Below are 23,331 nucleotides of genomic sequence, written 5' to 3'. Positions count from 1 at the left end.
ATGCCCTTCATTTCAGGAATGTTGTTACTGTCGCAAGTTCAATTTTCCCTGATATGACGGGCATTTCGTGGTTAAAACGCCGGGCAGGTCCCAAATCTCATCGGTGGATCAAGGCTTAGTGCTGGGCCAGGGAAGGCTCAAGCCACTCTGCGATGTCCAGCAGGCCACCGGGATGCCCCGGGTTGCCGATGACCTGGATGCCCAGCGGCATGCCCGCTGCATCGCGCAGCCCGGCCATGGTGACCGCCGGTAGACCGAGGGCCTGCCACGGGCGGCTGAGGATCGGGTCGCCAGTCTTGGCCAATCCTGCGGGTGCCGATCCGGGTGCCGCGGGGGCGATGATGGCGTCGAAGTGCTGGAGCCGATTAAGGATGTCCTTGCGGGCTGCAGCGAGTCCTGCCATGGCCCGGTGGAAATCGGCGTCGGCCAGAAGGTCGCCACTGGACAGGAGATCGGCCAGCGGACCACTGACCTCATTCTTCCGCGACAGCAACCATTTGTGCGTGCAAGCGGCCTCGTATGCCATCACGCTCATATGCAGCGGGACCAGGTCCCGCACGGCTGCGGCCGAGCCCAGCGACTCGACCAATGCGCCCCGCGTTCTGGCGGCGGATATGGCCAAGTGCAAGCTCGAAAGCATGTCACCGGAGACAGGGGCGATGTCGGTACCGTCCCAAACCAGCAACCTGGGTGGGCGCCTTGCCCCCTGGGCGGGTGCCGGAGTGCCGGAGATCGCGGTGTAGGCAATCCGCAGGTCCGCGGCAGTGGCGGCCAGAAAGCCGATCGAGTCCAGGCTGTGGCTCAGCCCGGTGACGCCGTCCGTTGGGATCGCGTGGATCGGGGCGACCAGGCCGGCCACCCCGCAGTAGGAAGCGGGACGGGTGAGGGAGCCAGCTGTCTGCGTGCCGAAAGCGAACGGGACCATGCCACTGGCCACCGCGACGGCCGATCCGCTGGATGATCCGCCCGGAGTGTGTGGTGCGGTTCCACGGGTCGGCCGGTGAGGGTTGATGGTGGGCCCGGGTGCGAAGTATCCGAACTCGGTGGTGACCGTCTTGCCCAGCACGATGCCCCCGGCACCCCGCAGGGCGGCGACGCAGCCGGCATCGGCGCTTGCCGGTGGTGCCTGGTCGAAGATCGCCGAACCGCAGCCAGTGCGCATCCCTGCCACGTCGATGATGTCTTTCACCCCCGCCGGGGTGCCCCATAGTGCCCCCCGCGATCCCTCCGGGATGTCGGTCAAGCCGTGGGCCGCGGCGATGGCAGAGTCGGCATCGACGCTTACCCAGGCCCGGAGCTCCGGATCCAGCGCCTCGATCCGTGCCAGCGATTCGCCGACCAGATCCAGCGGTGTGGCCACTCCGGTGGCCAGGCGCTGGATAGAGGCTGCAAGCGATACGGGAGCGGCGGCTTCAACTGCTGTCATGATGTGGAATCCTTGGTCATCGACGAATCGCGTATTGGCGGCCCGCTGTGGTTGGCAGTGGGCTAGACGGCGACCGGCTGGCCGATGGGGTGGAAGGCGCGGTTGAAGTACACGAGTCCGCTGTTGTCGTTGTTGACCTCGACCCGGTCAAGCCGGATGAAAAGGACCGAATGCGAGCCTTGCTCGGTAATGGCTTCGATGGTTCCGATGCACTTGACGTGGGCGTCGGCGAGAACCGGGACGTCGGTGTCTTTCTCCCAGATGTCCCAGGCAAAGCGCTGGTCCATCGGAACTTGGGTCGCACCGGAGAAATGGCGCGCCAGTTCCTCTTGCTCACCTGCAAGGATGTTGATGCCGACCTTGCCGTTGTTCTTGAATATGTCGTGGGCGGCACTGTTCTTGTTCACGCACACCAGGATGGTGGGCGGCGAATCGGTGACGGAGCAGACGGCGCTGACAGTGATGCCCAGCCGCCCGTGCGGCCCATCCGTGGTGATGATACTGACCGCGGCCGGAAGGTGGGCCATCGCAGTCCGAAAGTCCGTTTGGATTTGGGTTAGCTGGGTCATGGTGCTCTCCTGATCGGATGGTGCCGCCCGCTGCAAGTGGGTGGCTGGGGACTACCCGGAGGCGTCTTATTCAGACTTCCGCGGGCTTGGTTAGTAATCTATGAACTGAATCACTTCCGGGATATCCCCAGTAGCCCTAGGGTTCGGGGCAACTGGCCCAATGCGGATAGGTAGTTCCCTTAGTGTCCGGCCGTTGCAGGTCCTTCAGGGAATGGCTATGGTTCCATGTCGTAGCAGTCGAAATTGGAGACCATGACTAACACAACGATGACCACTGAACCGATCGTGTACATCGTCGATGACGACGACGAGTTATGCACCTCGCTGGCTTGGCTTCTGGACTCTGTCGATATTGCTTCGCAGAGCTACAACGACGTGGCGTCTTTCCTTGATGGGTACGACAGGGAGCGAGCCTCCTGCCTGGTTTTGGATGTTCGGATGCCCCGGACCGGAGGGTTCGCCCTTCAGGAGACCTTGAACCAAATTGGGGCACCGATCCCGATCATCTTCGTGTCGGCCCACGGCGACGTCCGCATGTCGGTGCGTGCACTGCAGCAGGGCGCAGTTAATTTCTTCGAGAAGCCCTACGATCCCCAACAGATGCTCGACGCCGTGCAGGAGACACTCGAACTGGCCGAGGTGCGCTTTGCCGAATCCGCCGAGCGGAAACAGGTACTGGAACGGCTGCGCACCCTGACTCCGCGCGAACGCGAGATCCTGCTGCTGGTCATCGACGGACTGCCCAGCCAGAACATCGCCCGGAAACTGGGCACTAGCGTGAAGACGATCGACGTGCACCGGGCACGGATCAAGTCAAAGACAAATGCGGAGAGCATATCAACGCTGGTCAGGGACGTGCTGAGCCAGCGGATCGACCTCGCCGTAGACCTGTAGGGGACTCGGCCCACGGACGGGCCCGCCCGGAGGAGGCATGACCACCGCTTTCCTTCGATTTTGACGCGAGAATGGCCCGGTTCCCAAGGAAACCGGGCCATTCTCGCGTCACAGCCGGCTAGCTCTTCACCCCGTAACGGGCAAGGTACCTGCCCGAGGCAATGCGCAGGATCCTGTCTATGGTGAAGCCCAACAACCCTAGGGTGATGATTCCAACGAAGGTCCAGTCGATGCGTCCGTAGTTTCTTGCTTGCCAGATCAACGCGCCCAGGCCGTGCTGGGCGGCAACGATCTCGGCGGAGACTATGGTGAGGAAGCTGTTTCCCATCGCCAGCCGGGCACCGGTGACGATGCCCGGAATAGCCGAGGGCAACACTACGGAGGTCATGATCTGGCGCTGGCTGGCCCCCAGATTCGATGCCGCGTTGATCCTGTTCTCCGGGATGGCCAGCACCGCCGCGATGGTGCTCACCGTGACGATGAATACCGAGGTGTAGAAGATCAGCACAACCTTTGACGTCTCACCGATGCCGAACCAGATCACGGCCAGCGTCACGAAGGCGATGGGCGGGATAAACCTGAAGAACTCGATATACGGGTCCAACAGCTGCCGAACGACGTTCAGGCGACCCATGAGGATGCCGATGGGTGCGCCCACCGCGACGCCGAGCAGCCAGCCAATCAGGATCCGCTGCGTAGAGGCCCAGATGCTCACCCAAAGTGTTCCGTCGACGGTCAGCTCGACGGCGGCAGCGGCAACTTCCATCGGCGAAGCCACGGCCGTGGGGCCGTACCACCAGGCCACGACGCTCCACAGCGCGAGACCGATGGCAGCCGATGCGGCCCACCATAGAAGCTGACGCGCTCCTTGCCAGGCTTTTTTGTTCCGTGGCGGTTCAACGACAGGCTGCACGCGAGGTGCTGTTTCCAGGGCGCTCATCCTTCGTCATCCAATCCTTGGGCACGCAATGACGCGGCGACTTCCTCGCGGATATCAGCGCGCAGTTGTTCGTAGACGGAAACGACCTCAGCGGAGGTGCGCTCGCGGGGGCGGGGTAGATTCAGGTCGTAGACACTCTTGAGTCCTGCCTTCGGCCCGGAGGACATGACCACGACGCGGTCGGCCAGCGCCACCGCCTCGTCGATATCGTGGGTCACGAACACCACGGTGCAGCCGGTTTCTTCCCAGATCTGGGTCAGCTCCGCCTGCATCACGGCCCGGGTTTGAGCATCGAGGGCACCAAACGGTTCGTCCATGAGCACGAGCGGCTGCTCGTTGGCCAGCACCCGCGCGATCTGTACGCGTTGACGCATACCACCGGAGAGCTGGTTCGGGAACTTTGCCCCAGCCTTTCGCAATCCCACCATGGAGAGGAAACGGTCGGAAATCCTTGACTGTTCGGCCTTAGAAGCGCCGTGCATCTTCGGGCCGTAGGAAACATTGGCCGCCACGCTCATCCAGTCGAACAGCGCGTCCGATTGCTGGAAGACCATTCCCGCATGCGGGTTGGCCCCAAGCACCGGCTCTCCGGCGCAGGTGATGGTTCCCCCGGTGACTGCCGTGAATCCGGCAATCGATGACAGAAGCGTGGACTTGCCGCATCCACTGGGTCCCAGAAGGCAAACGAATTCTCCGGGCCTGATGTCGAGGCTGATGCCCTCCACGATTTCGGTCGAACCGAAGCCGATCGACACCGAATCCAACTGGACGCTGGTTCCCGAGGTTTCACCGCGGGAACCGTCCCTCGGGGCTGTGGCAGTCGTTGTCATGGCAGGAACCTCATTTCTTGTTGATCCAGTCCACAAGAATGCGCTTGTCCAGCTCCGGCATCTCCTTCAGCACGCCCGTGCCGACAAAGTAGTCGGCCATGGTATTTCCGGTCTCGAGGTCCTTGCCGGTAAAAGAACGGATCTCGTAGTCGATCTGGTCGATGGCCTGAAGGATCTGCTCCTTGGGGACCTTCGTGTGCGCCAGGGTGGCCGTCACTGCGCGCTCCGGTTCGGCTTCCACGATTCTTGCAGCCTCGGCCAGGGCCGAGGCGACTTTCTGCGCTGCCTCGTCACGGGCGTTGACTAAGTCGGAACGGCCGATCACCCAGTGGTTGTAGAACCAGTCATAGTCGCCGGTGGTTTCTGCCACAGTGCCAGCACCTTCGGCGACGGCGTTGCTTGGCCACGGCTCCCACATGACGAAGCCGTCGGCGTCGCCGCGCTTCAGCAGGGCGGAGGCGTCATTCGGCGTAGCGGTGATGAACTCGACCGATCCGGCATCGATGCCCTTGGCCTCGAGGTACTTGGCCGTGGCGATCTCGCTCAGACCGGGCACGACCACCATTTTCTTGACGTTCTCGGGCTTGACGCCGTTGCGCAGGACTACCTTGACGTATTCGCCCGAGGTTTGGGTGGCGAACAGCGCAATCAGTTCCGGGCTCTGCTGGAACTGGGTGATGGTGGTGGCGTCCGAGCTGCCTGCTAGGTGGACCTGTCCGGCAGCGAGTGCGTCGACGGCTTCGCCGCCGCGGCCGAACTGGATCAACTCCACTTCGACACCGGCTTTCTTGAACAGTCCCTCATCCTCGGCAACGAAGTAGGGGGCATACGTGGTGTCGATGCCCACGGCGATCTTGACCGGTCCGTTGGCGTCGACCTTGGTGTTTCCCTCGGCCGGGCGTGAGCAACCAGTGGTTACAGCAAGTGAGAGGGCAGCGACTGTTGCCGCCACGATTTTGAGGTAGCTGACGTGCTTCTTCATGTAGGTGCCTTTCGAAATGGATGAATTAAGGGCAGATCTAGAAGAGCTCCAATAGCAGGCGCTTGCCGCAGGTCCGGGAAACGCAGGTGGCCATCTGGTCGTTTGCCGCCTTCTCTGAAGTGGAGAGACAGTTGTCGCGGTGCTCGGGCACGCCATCGAGGACGCCCATGACGCAGGTGCCGCAGATTCCCTCCTTGCAGGAGGTATCGACCTCGATGCCGTTTTCCTGGAGCACGTCCACGATTGAGCGATCGGCCGGGATCTCGAAGATCTCGCCGGTGTCCAGCTCCACTTCGAAGGCAGTGTCGTTGGAGGTGTCGATCTCCTCGGCTTCGAAATGCTCGATGTGGACCTGGTCCTCGCCGACAACCGGGGCGAACGCTTTGCGGACGTTGTCCATGAAGCCCACCGGGCCGCAGGTGTAGACGTGTACGCCGGTATCGGCGTCCCGGGCGAGCGCAGTCATGATGGTGCCCTGCTCGTTGCGCGGAACCCCGAAGTGGAAGCGCACCGATTCGGTGAAGCCGCAGCGCTCCTCGAGCAGCTCCGTGAAAGCTGCCTCCGCGTGGGAGCGGGCGAAGTAGTGCAGCTCGAAGTCGATGCTCGAGCGGTGCAGGTTGTAGGCGATGCTGATCATCGGGGTGATGCCGATGCCCGCCGCCACGAGGATGTGGCGGTCGGCATCGGTGGCAACCTTGAGCAAGTTGCGCGGCTCGCTGACCTCAAGTTCGGTGCCCACCGAGACATCGCCGTGTAGCGCGGCGGAACCGCCGCGCGAGGCAGGTTCGAGCTTCACCGCGACCAGGTACGAGCCCTCGTCAGGTGCATTGCAGAGGGAGTACTGGCGAGTGACCTCCGTGGGGCCGACAACGTCGATGTGCGCCCCCGCCGGGGCCGGGGCAAAGTCCAACCCGTCGGCGCGTTCCAAACGAAATGTCTTGATGCTGCTGGTTTCGTCCGAAACCACGGCCACTTTGACCCGGACCTTCTTCATGTCCGTACTCCTCTAAATTGGGTGGGGCTTCTAACCTGTGGGGGCGCCATGCGCCGATCGCTGAGGCGATCAGCGCATGAACAGCCCGCCATTGATGTCCCAGCTGGCACCGTTGACCGATGCCGCCTCGGGGGAGGCAAGCAGGGCGACTGTTGAGGCGATGAATTCCGCGGAGCCGAGCCGGCCCACGGGAATGTTCGCCTTGACTGCCTCCAGCTTGTCGGCGGCAACCGTCTCGTAGACCACCGGAAGGTCAAGCGGACCCGGGGAAACCGAGTTCACCGTGACGCCGCCGGAGGCCAGGTCGCGGGCAAACACCTTGGTGAGCGTGCCCACCCCGCCCTTGGCCGCGGCGTAGTGGGCGCCGGTGGCCGTGCCGCCGTTCTGGCCGGCCAGCGAACCGATGTTCACGATGCGGCCGTAGCCGTTTCCGGAGAAGTGCTTGCCGAAGACCTGGCAGCCCAGGAAAACGCCGTCGAGGTTCGTGGAAACGATCTCGGAGAAGTCCTCCGGGCTGATGTCCATCAGCGGCTGGACCTGGGAACGGCCGGCGTTGTTGATCAGCACGTGTGCAGCTCCCCAACGCTGCACCGCGGACTGAAGGGCCGCCTCGAAGTCCTCCTTGCGGCGGACATCGAGGACCGCGGCTGCTGACGTCTTGCCGCTTGGATCCAGCTCGTCGGCCAGTTCCTGGACCGGTTCGATTCGGCTGCCGGTGGCGAGCACCGAGTAGCCGGCAGCGTGCAGGGTGCGCGCAATGACGGCGCCCAGGCCGCGGGTGGCGCCGGTGACGATGGCGACCTGGCCGTTGTCGACCCGTTTCCCGGCGGTCGTCTGATTGTCTGTCGTCGTAGTCATTCCGGGGCCCTAGAGCAGGAATCCGGAGGCGGTGACGGCCCCGTCGGAGTTGACCAGGCGCACGACCTTCAAATCCAGGCGCGGTTTGCCGTCGGCGAAACTGATCCGGTGCTCCAAGTCGGCTGCCAGCAGCAGGTGCTTTTCGCGCTTGAATCCGACGATGATCTGCGCCGAGCGCAGCGTGACCGACTCACCGTCGTTAGACGTGACGGTGAAGCGGGAGATGGTGCGTGCGGTGCGAGCCGATGCGACCGCCGACATGGAATAGCCCTCGGTTAGCCGGGTCACGCGCATCCGGCGCATCCGGGCATCGTCGTAGACCATGTTCAAGCCGGACTCGAAGTCATCGGTGTCCGGATCGATCGGGATCACATACTTGCCGTCGGGGGTCCACAGGCCCTCCCAGGCCACGTAGTCCTTGGCGTCGAGCAGTGTCGCCTCGTGCCAGATTAGCGCGATGGCCTTGGAGACCAGCGGATCGAGCAGCGCGTCGGATGCGAAGCCGTTTTCAAGGGGGGCGGTCAGCGTGCTTTCGCTAGTCATCGCTCATCATCTTCTTCCACTGTGAGTAGGATTCGCGCATGCCCGATTCGTCGGTCACGTGCGAGGTTTTCCAGCCTTCGTCCACCGTCTTTTCGCGGCCCAGGCCGCGGTTGACCATGATGGGCATTTCGGGGTTGGCGTAGGCGCCGCGCTGCACGCGGTCCCAGGCCTCGGAGTCATCCGGGGTGCCGAAGCCGAACGGTCCCTGGAAGTGCTCGTGGATGCGCAGGCGTTCGCGGTTGACGCTTTCCGGTCCGCCGTCCAGGCCCAGGGCCAGGTGCTGGATCTCGGTCTCGTTGACCGAGATCGGGCGCAGGACGCGGAAGAAGGACATTGACATGGCAACGTTCGGGAAAAGGTTCAGGTTGAACCCCGCGCCGTGCATCGAGCGCACGACGCGGCGGACCTGATCTGCCGGCATCGTCTCGGAGAGCTCGTCGATGATGTGGCGGAAGCGTTCCTGCAGTTCCTCGGTTCCGTCATCGGCATCCAGATCGACGTGCTCCGGGACCATGATGGCGACGCTGTGGCCATTGCCCAGCGCATGGGTCACCGCGTTCTCGTCGGTCATGAAGGAGAGCATGTCGGCCGTTTCGGCGTCAACGGAGGCCATCCACGAACGGTGCACGATCGGGAAGTGGTAGCCGTCGGTGGTGTTTTCCAGCTGGATCTTCCAGTTGCCGTCGAAGCGGAACTTGTGCTCGCCCTGGACCTTGATCCCGTAGCCGGCACCCTGCATCATGAAGCGGTCCATCCAGAGCTTTGCGTCGCCCAGGAAGTCCTCGAGCGGTTCGATGTCCGCGTTGAAGGAGGCGAAGATCATCCCGGCGTAGCTTTCGACGCGCAGTTTCTGCAGCGGCATGTCCTTCTTCTCGATGACGCCCTCGTAGCCCTCGGGGTACGGGATACCGCGCAGCTGGCCGTCGAGCGAGTAGGACCAAGAGTGGTACGGGCAGGTGAAGCCGTTGGCCTTGCCCTTGTCCGGCTCGCAGACCGAGGCGCCGCGGTGGCGGCAGCGGTTGAGCAGGACATTGAACGACCCCTTGCGGTCGCGGGTGACGATCACCGGCTGGCGACCGATCATGGCTTTCTTGAAGCTGCCCTTGTCCGGGATCTCGCTTTCGTGGGCCACCCAGACCCAGTTCTTGTAGAAGATCTTCTCCAGCTCGGCTTCGAAGATATCCGGATCGGTGTAAAGCTGCCCGGCGACCCTGTCGGTCGAGGCAAGTGCGGAGAAGCCGTCTTGGTTCTCCATGATGGGGGTGCTCATCAGTGACTCCTTGGGGATGGTGGCTAGTGTGGGGTGGCGAGGTTCGCCGGGGAGAGCGCCACGAGGCGCTGCGTGCGGAAGGTCTTGATCCGGGCCATGGCCCCGTCTAGTTCGAAGTCCACCGTGATGCGGGCGGCAACCACTTCCTGGCGGCCGTCCGTGTACGCGGAGACCTGTTGCATGATCCAGCTGCCCGATGCCGTGGGGAACGAGATGTTGATGCGTCCCTCGCCCAGCACATGGGCGTTTGCGGTGAACGGGCCGCCGGGCAACAGGTGGCTGCCCAACATGCGGACGATGGCGTCCCTGCCGTTGTAGCTGCCGAACTTCTCGCCGTATTCAGGCCCGATGCCCTGCCAAGTCGCGTCCTCGGTGAACAGCGCGCCGAGTTCGGCTAGGTCGAATTCCGGCTGCGGAACGTCGCACAGTTCCATGTAGCGGGCGATGATCCAGCGGATCGATTCACCGGCCTCCAGCAGTTGAAGTCGTGTTTCAAACCCGGCGACGTTCGTGGTGGCACTGATTCCTGCCACGGCTACTTGGCTATCTCGACATCGCTGCGGATGGTCAGGGCACGGCCCATGCGGGCCTCAATGTGCGCATAGGTCCACAGCGCGTGGTCGTCGTCGACCATCGTGGTGCGGAACAGGTTGCACACGGCCTTGACCGTTTCCTGTGTGTCGACATCGGCCATCACGTAGCAGGTCCAAGGCCATCCGGCAGAGGGACCGACCATGTGGGAGTCGTCGTCCATGTTGCCGATGACATCGACACCGGGCATTGCGGCCATGGCCGAAAGCATGCTGGAGAAGGCGACCCACACCGGGCCGATTTCGTTCTTGGGCAGGCTGAAGAAGTTCTGGTTGATGCCGATGCAGAACAAGGTGCGCAACGGTTCGGGGCGGGCATCGCTCGCTGTCATGGTTGTTCCTTCGAGGGGTTCGTGCGGTGGGTGAGCAGGTGGTCTGGTTAGATGAAGCCCGGGATGACCGGGGGCTGGCCCATCAGGACCGAGCCAGTGCCGTCATACATGCCATCGCCGAGGAACGCGTGCTGGGTGACGACGGCCGAATCGCGCAGATGACGCTGCAGCGGGTTCCCGTCGTAGATGGCCGCTGTCCCGGAGAGCGAGTAGGCGGTGTTGACGGCTTGGGCGCCGGCCTTGGCGACGTGGGTGGAGGCAAGGCGAAGCAGAGCCTTTTGGGAGTCGGTGGCCTGTCCGTTGCCCACTACCGTGGCATAGGTTTCTTCGGTGATCTCATAGAAGAAGGCCCGTGCCGAACGAAGCTCGGCCTCGGCCTTTGCCAGATCGATCCGGTAATACGCGCGATCGGCGAGCTTCGGGGCTCCGGTGATGCCCGTCCGTCCGGCGCCGATCTGTGTCGCATAGTCAAGCGCGGCACGGCCCACACCGAGGTTCACGACGGCCAAGACCTGGGCGGCGTAGGCGATCGTGGGGTAGTGGTAGAGCGGCTCATCAATCATCGGTTCGCCGCCGCGGATGAAGGTCCAGTCCTGATCCACATCGACCCCGTTAACGACAAGGTCGTGGCTGCCGGTTCCGTGCAGGCCAATGACGTCCCAGTTGTCTTTGATGATGACCTGGTCCGGGCGCAGCAACGCGGTGCGCGGCTTGCCTGCGGCGGTCTCGCCACCGGCGATGCCGACGCCAAGCACGTCGGCGCCCTTGCAACCGCTGGCGAACTTCCAGGTGCCCTTGATGTGGAACTTCCCGTCCTTCACCGGTGCCTTCTGGACCGGAAAGAGTCCGCCGGCGAAAGCCAAGTCGGGTCCGTCCTTGTACAATTCGGCCTGCGTGTCGACGGGCAGTGCGGCCAAGTACACGAGTGCTGAGCCGAAGCTCGCTACCCAACCGCTCGAGGCATCGACGGTGGAGATCAGTTCGATCTTGCGGAGAAATTCCGCGGGCGGGAGCGCGTCGCCACCGAACTGGAGCGGGGTGGCAGCGCGGTAGATTCCGGCCGCCTTGAATGCGTCGATAACGTCCTTGGGTACGAAGCGGTTCGTGTTGAACTCCTCGCGTCGCCGGTCGATGAGTTCCAGGACCGTGGTCAGCGCGTCCTGCGCGGGTGCTTCGGCAACGGTCGTCATGGAGAGGGCTCCTAGCTTGTAGCTTTTCTGAGGCAAGTACGGATGTCGAGGGTCTTGCTGGTGTTGTCTGAATCACGGTATTTACCCAATTACTGCCCTTCAATGGGTGTTTACGTGCCTCCAGACAAAGAAAGATTGATTCCAACTGAAGTAACTACCTATTGCGGCGAAGCCGGACTGGGGTAGAACTGGAAGCCGTGAATACGCAAAATTACGAACCTTCCGAGGCCGATGCCCGGATTCTGCTCACAGGGCTGGACCACTGCCTCCTGATGCATGACGCGGAGTCGAAGGACATCCTCTGGGCCAACCCGGCGGCGTGCCGGGTGCTCGGCTTCACGCTGGAGGAGTTGCGACCGCTGAAAGCTGATGACATGAGCAGCCTGGCCGAACCCTACAGCCGGACCGTCGGGCGCCGCTGGCTGCAGGATGCCGTGGTGCACGGTGCCAGCCGCACGCAATGGATGTACCGGAACAAGGAAGGGCAGGATTTCCTGACTGAGGCGCTGGCCCGGCACGTAATTCTGCCCGAGCGCGAGGTGGTGCTCGTTGAATTCAGGGACATGGAACGCGAGGAGCAGCTCAAGAGCGGGCTGGAGCGGACCAAGGGACGGCTAAACGCCTTCATCGGGAACATGGGCGAGGCCATTCTCGTCGTGGGTTCCGACGGGCTGATTTCTTATGCCAGCAATTCGGTCTTTCCGCAGTTGGGTGTGCACCCGGACGAGGTTGTTGGGCGGTATTTCACTGATTTGTGCCTTGGCGGTGCGGCTATAACCTTTGCCCGGGTGTCGGCCGAATGCGCTGCGGATGCCGGCATGGTCAGCTGCCGACTGGAACTGCGCACGCCGCAGGGTGAATCACGCTGGTTCGGGGCCGCCTGCCAGAGCATCGACCTGAAGCATGACCTGTCCGGGACGTTGATGTTCCTCCACGACATCACCGATCGCGTGTCTGCGGACATCGAACGCGAGCGGGACCAGGAACACCTGAACTACCTGGCCCGCTACAACGTCATGGGCGACATGGCGATGGCCCTTTCGCACGAGTTGGGCCAGCCCCTCGGCGCGGCGACGAACTTTCTGGACGGGGTCAAGCGTCGATACCGGGCGGGCAAGATGAGCGCGGTCGACCTGGAGTTCGGGCTGGAGAACGCGCAGCGCCAAATTGAGCGCGCCAACCAGATCCTGCGCAGCTTGCGTGGATTCGTGGGCACGCTGGAAACGTCCGAACAGCACGTTGACCTGAACGCCGTGGTGCGGGACTGCATGTACTTCGTTGAGCTCGTGGCCTCGCGGCACTCCGCAACGCTAGAGATGGCACTGGATCCCGGAGAACTTCCGGTGCTCTGCGAGAAGGTGCTGATCGGCCAAGTCGTGCTAAACCTGTGCCGCAACGCGATAGAGGAGATGTCTCGCTTCCCAGAGGAACGGCGCGTGGTGACTCTTGAAACGGCATGCGAAGATGACTCAGCGGTCTTCCGGGTCATTGACCGCGGATCGGGACTTTCCGGCTTCCCCGACGGAAGGATCTTCGATGGCGCATTCACCACGAAGGCCGATGGGAGCGGCCTCGGGCTGGCACTCAGCCACCGGATCGTTACCCGGCACAACGGAACCATCAATGCAGTGGAAAACCCTGGTGGCGGGTCGACCTTCGCGTTCAGGTTGCCGTTGTGCTGACGCCTGAACTGCCAATCGACAAATGAGACGGCGTGGCCGCGGACCCGAGGGGGCGGCACCGAACCTTCTGCGACAGCAGAAGATTTACCTCACACACCGCCATGGGGGCATGGAACGTGGCCGCGCAGCTGGGTGCCCGGAAGTCAATATGCAACCAACCGCATTGGCTCCCAATGCTAACGAGGGCCGGTACCGGTGCGAAGCACTGGAACCAGCCCTCGAAAAGTCTGCTCAATCAGCTGACGCCTAGTTGCCGAATGCCGGGGGAGCGACGTCGTGCGGCTCCTTGGGTTCGGGCTCCGGCACCCGGTCCTTGGGCTCTGCCGGAACGGTGACGATGATGGCGGCAATGGCGATGACCACCATCAACACGTTGAACAGCAGGCCGACGGCCCCTCCGAAGCGCAACGCCACGTTGTCCTGCCGGCCGATGAACAGGCCCCAGGACTGGATCAGTTCCGGGTTGACCGCCTGCCCGGCGACGTACAGGGCCGCGGAAATCGCGACGCCGATCGCGTTGCCCAGTGAAGAGGCCATCTTGTAGATGCCCGAGGCAGCGCCCACTTGGTTGTCCGGGACGCTGGAGAGCGCCGCGTCGGTGGACGGGGTGGCGTAGAAGCCCAGCCCGACCCCGAAGAGCGTGAAGCCGATAACGGAGAGCACGATGTACTGGTCGATGTACAGGAACGTCATCGAGCACAGCAGGATGCCCACGCCGGTGATCATCGAGCCCCAGAGCATCGGTTTTTTCGGCCCGAAGCGCTGCAGCAGTTTCTCGCCCACCCGGATGGTGGCCAGGATGGCGATGAGGTAGCCAAGCGTGAGCAGGCCCGATTGCAGGGAGCTCATGCCGGCGGCGATCTGCACCAGGCCCAGGGAGACGATCAGCGTGCCGGCCGCGCCGTTGAGCAGGAAGTTGGAGAGCGTGGCGCCGGTGAAGGTGCCGTTGGCGAACAGCTTCAGGTTCACGAAGGCACCCGCGCGATGCGTCTCGATGTACAGGAAGATCAGTCCCGAGACCGCGGCGAGGGCGATCAGTCCCAGTCCGCGCAGGCTTAGCCAACCCAGTGCCGGGCCCTGTGAGATGTAGACGTTGATCGAGACCAGCAGCACGATGAACGCGACCAGTCCGCCCCAGTCAAAACCGCGCTTGGCGGCGGCCGGGTCGCTTTCGGCCTTCGACTCCGGGGTGCCGCGCAGCAGCACCAGCGCCACGATCGAGAGCACCACGGAGATCCAGAAGATCGAGCGCCAGCCCAGTGCGCTGGTGGCCATCAGCCCGCCGAAGAGCGAGCAGAAGCCGGACCCGCCCCAGGAGCCGATCGACCAGAAGGACAGGGCACGCTGCCGTGCCTTGCCCTCGTAGAAGGTCTTCACCAACGCCATCGAGGAGGGCATGATGCAGGCCGCGGATAGCCCCTGGACCACCCGGCCACCCAACAACATGGTGCTGGTCAGCCCGCCGAGGTTCTCCGGGGTCAGGGCGATCAGCAGCGATCCGGCGATGGAGAGCCAGATGCCGGCGTAGAGGACCTTTACCCGGCCCAGGCGGTCCGCCAGGCCGCCGGCCACCACGATGAAGATGCCGGAGAACAGCGAGGTGACGGACACCGCCAGGTTCGCCAGGGTCTCCTCGACGCCGAGTTGGCCGCGGATACCGGGGATGACATTGAGCAGGGTCTGGGCGAAGAGCCAGAAGTTGATGACCGCCAGGACGATGCCCAGCAGCCACTTGTCGGTGGGTTTCCAGGCGGTGGTTGTCGGGGAGTGGGTCTCAGCGCCCATGGTGTTCCACGTTCCTTCGGTCAGTTGGACTTGCCCAGGTACGCCAGGGCGGCGAGGACCATGGTGCGGGTTGCGGTTTCCAGGGTCGGGTCGATGGCGGGGGCGAAGAAGGGGGAGTGGTTCGCCGGGATGTCGGAGGACACCGTCCCGTTGGCCACCGCCTTGCGGTAGTCGTCGGCCGGGACGCAGCCGACCATCCAGTAGCTGTAGGGGATGCCGAAGGCGCCGGGGATGGCGCCGAAATCCTCGGATGCCGTCGCGGGGGTGGCCTGGTAGACCTGTCCCGCAGGGAAATGCTCGGTGAAGGCCGTTGTCACACGCGCATTCACCTCTGCGTCGTTGTCGGTGAGCGGGAACTGGTCGTAGTACTCGAAGTCAGGCTCCCGGGGCGAGCCGGCGGCGGCGCATTCGCCGCGCACGATCCGCTCGATGGAGGCCATGATGTGCTTGCGCAGGGCGAGGTCGTAGGTGCGGATGTTCAGCCGAAGCTCGGCCTTGGCCGGGATGATGTTGGCCGCGGTCCCGGCGTTGGAGGACCCGACGGTCACCACGGCGAACTGTCCGGGCATGGTTTCCCGCGACACGATGGTCTGCAGCTTCAGCACGATCGAGGCCGCAAGCACCACGGGGTCCACGGAGTTGTGCGGCATCGAACCGTGGGCACCGCGGCCGTGAACGGTGATTTTCAGGCTGTCCCCGGCGGAGAGGATCGGCCCGGCGGCGGTGCCGACGAGTCCGGCCTCCACTGGCATGACGTGTTGGGCCAGCGCGACGTCCGGACGCGGCAGCTTGTCCACCAGCCCGTCGGCGACCATCGCCCTGGCCCCGGCGGCGGTTTCCTCGGCGGGCTGGAAGAGTGCGATGTGGGTGCCGGACCAGGCCTCCCGGTTCTCCGCGAGCACCTTCGCGGCGCCCAGGAGGGTGGCCATGTGCATGTCGTGGCCGCAGGCGTGCATGACGCCCTCGACCGTGGAGGCATAGTCCAGTCCGGTGTCCTCGGTGACCGGAAGCGCGTCCATGTCGGCGCGGGCCAGGACCACGGACCCTTCGCCGTTGGCCAGCACCCCGACCACGCCCGTTCCGCCGATGCGCTGCACGTCGTAGCCCAGGGCCGCGAGCTCCGTCTCGAGGCGTGCGGCCGTCTGGTGCTCCTGGAGGCCGAGCTCGGGGTTGCGGTGGAAGTGCTTGTAGAGCTCCCGCTGCCACTCAAGTTGGCCGTCCAGGGAGTCAAGAAGTGAGGGGTCAACCACGGGGATCGCCTTTCCGTTCTGGCCGCGCACAGGCACTGCGGGTGGCCATGGCCTGGTTGCGGATCCGGTTATTCAACGTATCCCCGCAGGTCAGCGCTTGTCCATGTCGTGACGCGATATTCATTTAGTGTTCCCCGCAGGAGACCCCGTCCCCGGAATGGCGAGGTGCGTCCGTGCCAGACTGAAGTAGCAGTTGGCGGACCCAATGATCTATGAGCGTTCGCCGTTTCCCCGGATTCGGTAGTCCTGTGCGGCGTAGACGCCCAGGATCTTGATTTCGGATGTGAAGAACTCCAGCTCCTCCAATGCAGTCTTCAGGGGCCCGTCCTCCGGGTGTCCTTGAAGATCCACCAAGAACATGGTCGCCGCAAATTCCGCGCCCACCATGTAGCTTTCAATGCGCGTCATGTTGACTCCACAGGTGGCAAATCCACCGAGGGCCTTGAAGAGCGCCGACGGAACATTTCGAACCCGGAAAACCAGCGTCGTGATGACATTTTCGGGCAATTCATGGCGCGCGGGCAGCGGTTTTTCCCTGGCAAGGACCACAAATCGCGTGGTGTTGGTGGGGTCGTCCTCCACTCCGGAGGCAAGCACGTCAAGACCATACATTTCAGCGGCGCGCGGTGGTGCGAGGGAAACCTTGGACGGGTCGTTCCAGGAACTTACCTCCCGCGCCGAACCGGCGGTGTCCCCGGCGATGACCGGAGTCAACTTAAGCGACCGGATTATTCCACGGCATTGCCCCAGCGCGTGGATGTGACTGTGCACTTCCCTTGCATCCTCGAGTTTGCTGCCCCGGATTCCGAGCAGGTCGAAGCGTATGCCCAGAAAGTATTCCCCAACGATCTGGAGGTTGGAAGCCGGCAGAAGGCTATGGATATCCGCAACGCGACCCGCTATCGAATTTTCGATGGGGATCATCGCCAGCTCCGCCGAACCGTCGGCCACGACGGCAAAAACCTCCTCAAAGCTGGAGCAGGCCAGGGGCTCGAAATCCGGGTACATCTCCTGGCAGGCAACGCTCGAATTGGAGCCGGGTTCCCCCTGATAGGCAATTTTATGATTCACGCTTGAGAAATATCCTTAGGTCTTCAGGCTTACAAGGAGCCGACGAATGTCTATACGACGAAACTTGGTGGTCAACAGGGACTGCAAACAAAATAGCACCGGAAACGAGTTTCAGATGATCATCACCGCACCCACGGAATCCCTCCACCTCAGCCCGCAATGGGAGCGACCGGACCTGCACGGTGTCAGGCAGCTGGCCCAATTCCCTGTCGCCCTGATCGGCGATGCCCAGGGGCGCATGGGCGTCATGCACTCGGCCCTGCGCTCGGTGACCCCCGGGCTGAAAATGGCCGGCACGGTTCTTCCGATCAACACCCGCGAAGGGGACAACCTCGCCATTCATCGGGCCCTCGATGACGCACGCGAAGGCGACGTCCTGGTCATCAACGCAAACAGTGACACCGGCAGGGCGTGCTTCGGCGACATTCTGGGCGAGATCTGCATCAACAGGGGTATTGCAGGAGTCGTGATTGACGGAGCGACCCGTGACATCGATGAATTGCTGGCCATGGGGCTTCCGGTATTCGCACGCGGGATCAGCCCCGCGGGCCCCTTCAAATACGGACCGGGAACCATCGGCGCTCCGGTGGCCTGCGGCAATGTTGTTTGCCACCCGGGGGACGCAATCCTGGGGGACAGCGACGGCATCGTGGTGGTGCCGCAGGGGCGCATTGCCGCGGCCCTGGAGCGAACCGCAGCGCAAGCGAATAGCGAAGACAACATGCGGGCACTGATTCCGTCGCGCGCCTAAATCCGGGTAAGCGTCCGGCCTTGTCTGATGGCGCAGCCGACGCGGCCTCTGCGCTGATGGTGCCCGAAAAATCCACCGACGTTCCCAACCGCGCAGGTGACACCAAGGGCTCGGTCCCAACGGACGGGGCCCTTGGTGTCAGGGGCGGCAGTTGCCGTGTTCCCGCGGCACGCTCACGGCATTGCGGGCAGGATCGCCAAGCGCACTGGCGATTTGGTAAAAACAGTCCCGTGACCTTGTTGCCCGCGGCTCGGGCGCACCCATTGGGCGGGCGCGGAGACCTCGCCTGTCTGAATCGGCTCCATGGACGGGCCTCCGCGGACTCGCCTGACCATCGTCGGAAGGCTGCCCCGATCCCGCCCGGGAACTAGCTGCGCGGGCTGTGGTTTCAGAAGGCGCCGCGCCTGAATCTGCGCCTTGACGGGCACGTTTGTGGCGCCCCCGGTGCCGGGTGAGAGTAGATCCCGACGGGGCGGCCGGGCGGCGCCTTGACAGCACTTTGTGAGGAGTGACATAGTTCAACGCATGAACCTGTCAGACAGCCGGACGGCCGGACCGCAGCCCATCGTCCGGGTCAGCGCGGCCGAGGCCGTATTCACTGCCATCCGCGATGCCATCGAGTCCGGGGAGCTGCCCGTGGGGCACAAACTGAGCTCCGAATCGGTGCTCGCCGGAAAGTTTGCGGTCAGCCGTTCGGTCGTTCGCGAGGCCCTGCGCTCCTGCGCCGCCCTTGGCCTCACCGAGACACACACCGGCAAGGGAACCTTCGTCATCGCGGGCAAGGCCAGCGACGACCTGGTGCTGGGCAAGTTCTCCGCGCGCAGCCTCATGGAAGCGCGCCCGCACATCGAGATCCCCGCGGCCGAACTCGCCGCCACCCGCGCCACCCCCGAACAGCTCGAGGAGCTGCGCGGCATCATCGAAGCCATGGAGGACGAGGACGACGCCCAGCGGTGGGTGGCCCTCGATGCCAGCTTCCATGCCACGATCGCCGCGGCCAGCGGCAACGGGGTCTTTGAACGGGTCGTGGGCGACATCCGCGAGGCCATGGTCAACCAGTCCGAGACCATCAACCTCATCACCGGACGCCAGCACCCCTCGCACGCCGAACACCGCGAGATCCTCGCCGCCATCGAGGCGAGCGACGGCGCCGCGGCGGGCAAGGCCATGGCCGGGCACCTGGCCGCGGTCGACGAAGCACTGACCACGATCCTCGGAGCAGAAACCGCATGAGCACTTCCACCTTCCCGGCCCACGCCCCGCTGGCCGTGCAGACCCGCGGCGAACTGGTGGAAAGCGTCCACTACGGTTCTCTCGTCGCCCTGGATGCAGGCGGCCGGACCGTGCTCACCCGCGGCGAGCCGATGGCTGCGATGTATCCGCGCTCGGCCCTGAAGCCACTGATGGCAGTTGCCATGGTGCGCGCCGGACTACAGCTCTCCGCCGAGCAACTGGCACTGGCCTCCGCCAGCCATTCTGGCTCCGTCGATCACCGCGACCTGGCCGCGAAGATCCTCGCCGAGGTCGGGCTGGAACCCGGCGCGCTGCGCAACTCCACCGATCTGCCCTACGGAGTGGCCGAACAGCGGGCCTGGCTCCGCGAAGGCAACGGGCCAACCCAACTGGCGCAGAACTGCTCGGGCAAGCACGCCGCGATGCTCGCCACCTGCCTGCTCAACGGCTGGGACACCGAGACCTACCTGCACCACGACCACCCGCTGCCCACCCTGATCCGCGAGGTCGTCGCAGAACTCACCGGCGAACCCATCACCGTGGTGAGTGCCGACGGCTGCGGCACCGAGGTCTTCGCGCTCTCCCTTTCTTCCATGGCCCGGGCCTTCGGCAAACTTGTCACCGCACCGGCTGGCACGGCGGAGTACGAGGTCGCGGCCGCCATGCGCGCCCATCCCCTGATGGTTGCCGGGGCGGGGCGCGACGTCACCGCGCTGATGGAGGCCTTCCCCGGAGTGCTTGCCAAGGACGGGTTCGAGGGCATCCAGCTCATCGCCCTGCCCGACGGCTCCGCCGTGGCACTGAAGATCTCCGACGGAGGCGACCGGGCCCGGATGCCCGCCGCCGTCCCCGCGCTGCTGGCCCTGGGGTTGGATCCCGGCAGGCTGGCCGCATTCGACCACCTCCCCGTGCTCGGCGGCGGAAGCCCCGTCGGCACCTTGGCCGGTCTGCCCTTCCCCTAGCAACCTCCCTGCCTCGCTCCACCGCACTCCCGCCCGCACTGGCGCGCGCCCAAAAACTTCCACCCCCCTTGCATATCCGCCTCACCGCCACCCCTAGGAGAGCCATGTCCGAATCCACCGCCACCTTGCAGGTCGCCGCGCCCCGCGCGGTCCGCAGCGAACACGACCTGATCGGGGACCGCAACATTCCCGCGGAGGCATATTGGGGCGTGCACACGCTGCGCGCCGTGGAAAACTTCCCGATCACCGGCCAGCCGCTGTCCACCAACACGCACCTGGTCACGGCACTGGCCATGGTCAAGCAGGCCGCCGCCCAGGCAAACCTGGAACTGGGGCTGCTCGACGCGACCCGCGCCGCCGCCATCATCGAGGCCTGCCACGAGATCATCGCCGGGAACCTGCACGAGCAGTTCGTGGTCGACGTGATCCAGGGCGGCGCCGGCACCTCCTCGAACATGAACGCCAACGAGGTCATCGCCAACCGTGCCCTGGAGATCATGGGCCACGCCAAAGGCGAGTACCAATACCTGCACCCCAACGACCACGTGAACCTCAGCCAGTCCACCAACGACGTGTACCCCACCGCGGTGCGCGTGGCCACGATCTTCGGCGCCACCTCGCTGGTCGCTGCCATGGAGCACCTCGGGGCGGCCTTCGCGGCCAAGGCCGTGGAATTCCGCACCGTGGTGAAGATGGGCAGGACCCAGCTGCAGGACGCCGTCCCGATGACCCTGGGACAGGAATTCAACGCCTACGCCGTCACCCTCGGCGAGGACCGCGCGCGCCTGGCCGAATCCACGCTGCTCATCCACGAAATCAACCTGGGCGCCACCGCCATCGGCACCGAGCTGAACGCGCCGGTGGGCTATTCGTCCCTGGCCTGCACGCACCTGGCCGCGATCTCCGGCTTGAAGCTGGAGACGGCCTTCGACTTGATCGAGGCAACCGCCGACGTCGGCGCCTTCGTACACCTCTCCGGGGTGCTCAAGCGCGTGGCGGTCAAGCTCTCCAAGGTCTGCAACGACCTGCGCCTGCTCTCCTCCGGCCCGCGCGCCGGGCTGGGCGAGATCGACCTGCCCGCGGTGCAGTCCGGCTCCTCGATCATGCCGGGCAAGGTCAACCCGGTGATCCCCGAGGTCGTGAACCAGGTGGCCTACGAGGTCATCGGCAACGACGTGACCATCACGATGGCCGCCGAGTCCGGGCAGCTGCAGCTCAACGCCTTCGAGCCGATCATCGTCCACAGCCTGACCAAGTCGATGCGCCACCTGGAGGCCGCCTGCATCACGCTGGCCGACAAGTGCATCGTGGGCATCACCGCCCACGAGGAGAAGCTGCGGGCCCAGGTGGAGAACTCCATCGGCCTGGTCACCGCGCTCACTGTGCAGCTCGGCTACGCGGCTTCGACGAAGATCGCGCTCGAGGCACTTTCCACCGGCCGAGGCGTGGCCGAACTGGTCCTGGAGCACGGGCTGCTCACCGAGTTGCAGCTCAACGAGCTGTTGCGTCCCGAGCGTCTGGCCAACCTCAGCGAATAAGCCCCCCAAGCGTTCCAACCGTTTCAACCCGTTCCACCCTTGAGCAAGCCCCCAGACACTCCCCGAGAGGCACCTGCGCATGACACGTGAAATCCCAGAAACCCGCACCACGCACCGACCCGACACCCCCAACTCGGCATTGACCGCCGAGGACAAGGGAATGCACAAGGGACTGAAAGCCCGCCAGATCCAGATGATCGCCATCGGCGGGGCCATCGGCACCGGGCTGTTCATGGGTGCCGGCGGCCGCCTGGCCGGTGCGGGTCCGGCCCTGATGTTCAGCTACGCCGTGTGCGGGTTCTTCGCGTTCCTGATCCTGCGCGCCCTGGGCGAACTGGTCGTCCACCGTCCCTCCTCGGGCTCCTTCGTCTCCTACGCCCGGGAGTTCTTCGGGGAGAAGGCAGCATTCGTGACCGGCTGGCTGTACTGGCTCAACTGGGCCATGACGGCCATCGTGGACATCACGGCGATCGCGCTGTACATGAACTTCTTCGCCAAGTACGTGCCGTGGATCGGCTCGGTCCCGCAGTGGGTGTGGGCGCTTGCGGCGCTGCTGATCGTGCTGGGGCTGAACCTGGTTTCGGTGAAGGTCTTCGGCGAGCTCGAGTTCTGGTTCGCGCTGATCAAGGTCCTCGCATTGGTCGGGTTCCTGGCGGTGGGCATCTACTTCGTCATCTTCGGGTCCCCGATTCCCGGGCACGAAGTCGGCTTCAGCCTGATCGCCGACAACGGCGGGTTCTTCCCCAACGGCCTGCTGCCGGTGGTCGTGGTGATGCAGGGCGTCGTGTTCGCCTACGCCTCGATCGAGCTGATCGGCACCGCCGCAGGCGAGACGGAGAATCCCGAGAAGGTCATGCCCAAGGCCATCAACACCGTGATCATCCGCATCGCCGTCTTCTACGTCGGCTCGCTGGTGCTGCTCTCGCTGCTGCTGCCATACACCGCCTACAAGGCCGGCGAGTCCCCGTTCGTGACGTTCTTCGGGTCCATCGGAGTTTCCGGCATGGACTCGATCATGAACCTGGTGGTGCTCACCGCGGCGATGTCCTCGCTGAACGCGGGCCTGTATTCCACCGGGCGCATCCTGCGCTCGATGGCGCTGGCCGGATCCGCTCCGCGCTTCACCGCCAAGCTGAACAAGCAGGGTGTGCCCTACGGCGGCATCGCGCTGACCGCCGCGGTGGCTGGCCTCGGCGTGGTGCTCAACGCGATTGTTCCGGCCAATGCCTTCGAGATCGTGCTGAACATGGCAGCGCTGGGCATCATCGCCTCCTGGGGCATGATCGTGCTCTGCCAACTGGCGCTCTATCGCCTGGCCAAGCGCGGGGGAGCTGTGCGTCCGGCCTTCCGGATGATCGGGGCGCCCTACACCGGGTACCTGACCCTCGCCTTCCTGGCCGCTGTCATCGTGCTGATGGCCTTCGATTCCCCGGTGGGCACCTGGACCGTTGCCTCGATCATCGTCATCATCCCGGCGCTGATGATCGGTTGGTACGCCTCGCGCGGGCGCATCCGGGAAATTGCCGCGGCGCGGGCGAACGCCGATGCGCTCTCCGACCCGACGGAGAACCACGAGTTCTCTGTCAACGGGGCTTCCGACTCTCAGTAGGAAGACGGGGCGGCACCGGCGCGGACACGATC

22 protein-coding genes are annotated in these 23,331 nt (G+C 64.4%); 7 read left to right on the top strand and 15 right to left on the bottom strand.

All coding sequences use genetic code 11. The features are described from left to right. Positions 1-115: 115 nt before the first annotated feature. Both OIU93_RS17645 and OIU93_RS17640 read right to left on the bottom strand, forming a co-directional pair. Entirely contained in the window at positions 116-1,426 is a 1,311-nt protein-coding gene (locus OIU93_RS17645; protein ID WP_264271369.1) for an amidase, read from the bottom strand. Positions 1,427-1,488: 62 nt separating this feature from the next. Continuing rightward, entirely contained in the window at positions 1,489-1,995 is a 507-nt protein-coding gene (locus OIU93_RS17640; RefSeq protein ID WP_264271368.1) for a flavin reductase, read from the bottom strand. 252 nt (positions 1,996-2,247) lie between these two features. Here OIU93_RS17640 and OIU93_RS17635 point away from each other — a divergent pair, with 252 nt between their 5' ends. Further along, positions 2,248-2,889 carry a response regulator transcription factor gene (locus OIU93_RS17635; RefSeq protein WP_264271367.1) on the top strand — a complete coding sequence of 214 codons (642 nt, stop codon included), beginning with the start codon at positions 2,248-2,250 and terminating at the stop codon, positions 2,887-2,889. 118 nt (positions 2,890-3,007) lie between these two features. Here OIU93_RS17635 and OIU93_RS17630 read toward each other — a convergent pair whose 3' ends face one another. The 10 genes from OIU93_RS17630 to OIU93_RS17585 form a co-directional block, all read right to left on the bottom strand. Next, entirely contained in the window at positions 3,008-3,829 is an 822-nt protein-coding gene (locus OIU93_RS17630) for an ABC transporter permease (RefSeq protein WP_264271366.1), read from the bottom strand. Continuing rightward, positions 3,826-4,659, bottom strand: a complete 834-nt coding sequence (locus OIU93_RS17625) for an ABC transporter ATP-binding protein (protein WP_264271365.1) — start codon at positions 4,657-4,659, stop codon at positions 3,826-3,828. The genes OIU93_RS17630 and OIU93_RS17625 overlap by 4 nt, the downstream gene beginning before the upstream one ends. A 10-nt stretch (positions 4,660-4,669) precedes the next feature. Further along, positions 4,670-5,641, bottom strand: coding sequence for an ABC transporter substrate-binding protein (locus OIU93_RS17620; RefSeq protein WP_264271364.1), 972 nt, complete (start codon positions 5,639-5,641; stop codon positions 4,670-4,672). Between the two features lie 37 nt (positions 5,642-5,678). Continuing rightward, positions 5,679-6,635: a PDR/VanB family oxidoreductase gene (locus OIU93_RS17615; protein ID WP_264271363.1), complete on the bottom strand. Its 957-nt coding sequence runs from the start codon at positions 6,633-6,635 to the stop codon at positions 5,679-5,681. A gap of 69 nt (positions 6,636-6,704) precedes the next feature. Continuing rightward, positions 6,705-7,493 carry an SDR family NAD(P)-dependent oxidoreductase gene (locus tag OIU93_RS17610; RefSeq protein WP_264271362.1) on the bottom strand — a complete coding sequence of 263 codons (789 nt, stop codon included), beginning with the start codon at positions 7,491-7,493 and terminating at the stop codon, positions 6,705-6,707. A 9-nt stretch (positions 7,494-7,502) separates the two neighbouring features. After that, a complete protein-coding gene (locus OIU93_RS17605; protein ID WP_264271361.1) occupies positions 7,503-8,036 on the bottom strand; it encodes an aromatic-ring-hydroxylating dioxygenase subunit beta in 534 nt (177 codons plus the stop codon). Next, the gene (locus OIU93_RS17600; RefSeq protein WP_264271360.1) at positions 8,029-9,306 is read right to left on the bottom strand and encodes an aromatic ring-hydroxylating dioxygenase subunit alpha; all 1,278 of its coding nucleotides are present in this window, start codon (positions 9,304-9,306) and stop codon (positions 8,029-8,031) included. The genes OIU93_RS17605 and OIU93_RS17600 overlap by 8 nt, the downstream gene beginning before the upstream one ends. A gap of 23 nt (positions 9,307-9,329) precedes the next feature. Beyond that, a complete protein-coding gene (locus tag OIU93_RS17595) occupies positions 9,330-9,839 on the bottom strand; it encodes a nuclear transport factor 2 family protein (protein WP_264271359.1) in 510 nt (169 codons plus the stop codon). A 2-nt stretch (positions 9,840-9,841) separates the two neighbouring features. After that, the gene (locus OIU93_RS17590) at positions 9,842-10,228 is read right to left on the bottom strand and encodes a hypothetical protein (RefSeq protein WP_264271358.1); all 387 of its coding nucleotides are present in this window, start codon (positions 10,226-10,228) and stop codon (positions 9,842-9,844) included. A 47-nt stretch (positions 10,229-10,275) separates the two neighbouring features. Then, a complete protein-coding gene (locus OIU93_RS17585; RefSeq protein ID WP_264271357.1) occupies positions 10,276-11,418 on the bottom strand; it encodes an acyl-CoA dehydrogenase family protein in 1,143 nt (380 codons plus the stop codon). Positions 11,419-11,615: 197 nt separating this feature from the next. Between OIU93_RS17585 and OIU93_RS17580 the strand changes: the two genes are divergently transcribed. Further along, positions 11,616-13,100 (top strand): ATP-binding protein, encoded by a 1,485-nt coding sequence (locus OIU93_RS17580; RefSeq protein WP_264271356.1) that lies wholly within the window; start codon positions 11,616-11,618, stop codon positions 13,098-13,100. A 246-nt stretch (positions 13,101-13,346) separates the two neighbouring features. On the opposite strand, the gene OIU93_RS17575 is transcribed toward OIU93_RS17580, so the two are convergent. The 3 genes from OIU93_RS17575 to OIU93_RS17565 form a co-directional block, all read right to left on the bottom strand. Further along, positions 13,347-14,885, bottom strand: a complete 1,539-nt coding sequence (locus OIU93_RS17575; protein ID WP_264271355.1) for an MFS transporter — start codon at positions 14,883-14,885, stop codon at positions 13,347-13,349. A 20-nt stretch (positions 14,886-14,905) separates the two neighbouring features. Beyond that, positions 14,906-16,141, bottom strand: coding sequence for an amidohydrolase (locus tag OIU93_RS17570; protein WP_264271373.1), 1,236 nt, complete (start codon positions 16,139-16,141; stop codon positions 14,906-14,908). Between the two features lie 204 nt (positions 16,142-16,345). Then, a complete protein-coding gene (locus tag OIU93_RS17565; protein ID WP_264271354.1) occupies positions 16,346-17,206 on the bottom strand; it encodes a prephenate dehydratase in 861 nt (286 codons plus the stop codon). Between the two features lie 115 nt (positions 17,207-17,321). Here OIU93_RS17565 and OIU93_RS17560 point away from each other — a divergent pair, with 115 nt between their 5' ends. The 5 genes from OIU93_RS17560 to OIU93_RS17540 all read left to right on the top strand — a co-directional run bounded on the left by OIU93_RS17560 (position 17,322) and on the right by OIU93_RS17540 (position 23,299). After that, positions 17,322-17,957 (top strand): RraA family protein, encoded by a 636-nt coding sequence (locus OIU93_RS17560; RefSeq protein WP_264271353.1) that lies wholly within the window; start codon positions 17,322-17,324, stop codon positions 17,955-17,957. Between the two features lie 525 nt (positions 17,958-18,482). Continuing rightward, on the top strand, positions 18,483-19,190 hold the full coding sequence (locus OIU93_RS17555; protein WP_264271352.1) for a FadR/GntR family transcriptional regulator: 708 nt from the start codon (positions 18,483-18,485) through the stop codon (positions 19,188-19,190). Continuing rightward, positions 19,187-20,152: an asparaginase gene (locus OIU93_RS17550; RefSeq protein ID WP_264271351.1), complete on the top strand. Its 966-nt coding sequence runs from the start codon at positions 19,187-19,189 to the stop codon at positions 20,150-20,152. Before OIU93_RS17555 ends, OIU93_RS17550 begins: the two co-directional genes overlap by 4 nt. A 104-nt stretch (positions 20,153-20,256) precedes the next feature. Beyond that, positions 20,257-21,690 carry an aspartate ammonia-lyase gene (locus tag OIU93_RS17545; protein ID WP_264271350.1) on the top strand — a complete coding sequence of 478 codons (1,434 nt, stop codon included), beginning with the start codon at positions 20,257-20,259 and terminating at the stop codon, positions 21,688-21,690. Positions 21,691-21,769: 79 nt separating this feature from the next. Beyond that, positions 21,770-23,299: an amino acid permease gene (locus OIU93_RS17540; RefSeq protein WP_264271349.1), complete on the top strand. Its 1,530-nt coding sequence runs from the start codon at positions 21,770-21,772 to the stop codon at positions 23,297-23,299. Positions 23,300-23,331: the final 32 nt, after the last annotated feature.

Origin of the sequence: Paeniglutamicibacter sp. ZC-3, assembly GCF_025847175.2 — a bacterium.
Classification (GTDB): Bacteria; Actinomycetota; Actinomycetes; order Actinomycetales; family Micrococcaceae; genus Paeniglutamicibacter; species Paeniglutamicibacter sulfureus.
This window is presented reverse-complemented; position numbering and strand designations above follow the sequence as displayed.

Excerpts from the sequence above, each read along its gene's own strand:
- OIU93_RS17645 (WP_264271369.1), bottom strand. The coding sequence starts at position 1,426 with ATGACAGCAGTTGAAGCCGCCGCTCCCGTATCGCTTGCAGCCTCTATC.
- OIU93_RS17640 (WP_264271368.1), bottom strand. The coding sequence starts at position 1,995 with ATGACCCAGCTAACCCAAATCCAAACGGACTTTCGGACTGCGATGGCC.
- OIU93_RS17635 (WP_264271367.1), top strand. The coding sequence starts at position 2,248 with ATGACTAACACAACGATGACCACTGAACCGATCGTGTACATCGTCGAT.
- OIU93_RS17630 (WP_264271366.1), bottom strand. The coding sequence starts at position 3,829 with ATGAGCGCCCTGGAAACAGCACCTCGCGTGCAGCCTGTCGTTGAACCG.
- OIU93_RS17625 (WP_264271365.1), bottom strand. The coding sequence starts at position 4,659 with ATGACAACGACTGCCACAGCCCCGAGGGACGGTTCCCGCGGTGAAACC.
- OIU93_RS17620 (WP_264271364.1), bottom strand. The coding sequence starts at position 5,641 with ATGAAGAAGCACGTCAGCTACCTCAAAATCGTGGCGGCAACAGTCGCT.
- OIU93_RS17615 (WP_264271363.1), bottom strand. The coding sequence starts at position 6,635 with ATGAAGAAGGTCCGGGTCAAAGTGGCCGTGGTTTCGGACGAAACCAGC.
- OIU93_RS17610 (WP_264271362.1), bottom strand. The coding sequence starts at position 7,493 with ATGACTACGACGACAGACAATCAGACGACCGCCGGGAAACGGGTCGAC.
- OIU93_RS17605 (WP_264271361.1), bottom strand. The coding sequence starts at position 8,036 with ATGACTAGCGAAAGCACGCTGACCGCCCCCCTTGAAAACGGCTTCGCA.
- OIU93_RS17600 (WP_264271360.1), bottom strand. The coding sequence starts at position 9,306 with ATGAGCACCCCCATCATGGAGAACCAAGACGGCTTCTCCGCACTTGCC.
- OIU93_RS17590 (WP_264271358.1), bottom strand. The coding sequence starts at position 10,228 with ATGACAGCGAGCGATGCCCGCCCCGAACCGTTGCGCACCTTGTTCTGC.
- OIU93_RS17585 (WP_264271357.1), bottom strand. The coding sequence starts at position 11,418 with ATGACGACCGTTGCCGAAGCACCCGCGCAGGACGCGCTGACCACGGTC.
- OIU93_RS17575 (WP_264271355.1), bottom strand. The coding sequence starts at position 14,885 with ATGGGCGCTGAGACCCACTCCCCGACAACCACCGCCTGGAAACCCACC.
- OIU93_RS17560 (WP_264271353.1), top strand. The coding sequence starts at position 17,322 with ATGATCATCACCGCACCCACGGAATCCCTCCACCTCAGCCCGCAATGG.
- OIU93_RS17555 (WP_264271352.1), top strand. The coding sequence starts at position 18,483 with ATGAACCTGTCAGACAGCCGGACGGCCGGACCGCAGCCCATCGTCCGG.
- OIU93_RS17550 (WP_264271351.1), top strand. The coding sequence starts at position 19,187 with ATGAGCACTTCCACCTTCCCGGCCCACGCCCCGCTGGCCGTGCAGACC.
- OIU93_RS17545 (WP_264271350.1), top strand. The coding sequence starts at position 20,257 with ATGTCCGAATCCACCGCCACCTTGCAGGTCGCCGCGCCCCGCGCGGTC.
- OIU93_RS17540 (WP_264271349.1), top strand. The coding sequence starts at position 21,770 with ATGACACGTGAAATCCCAGAAACCCGCACCACGCACCGACCCGACACC.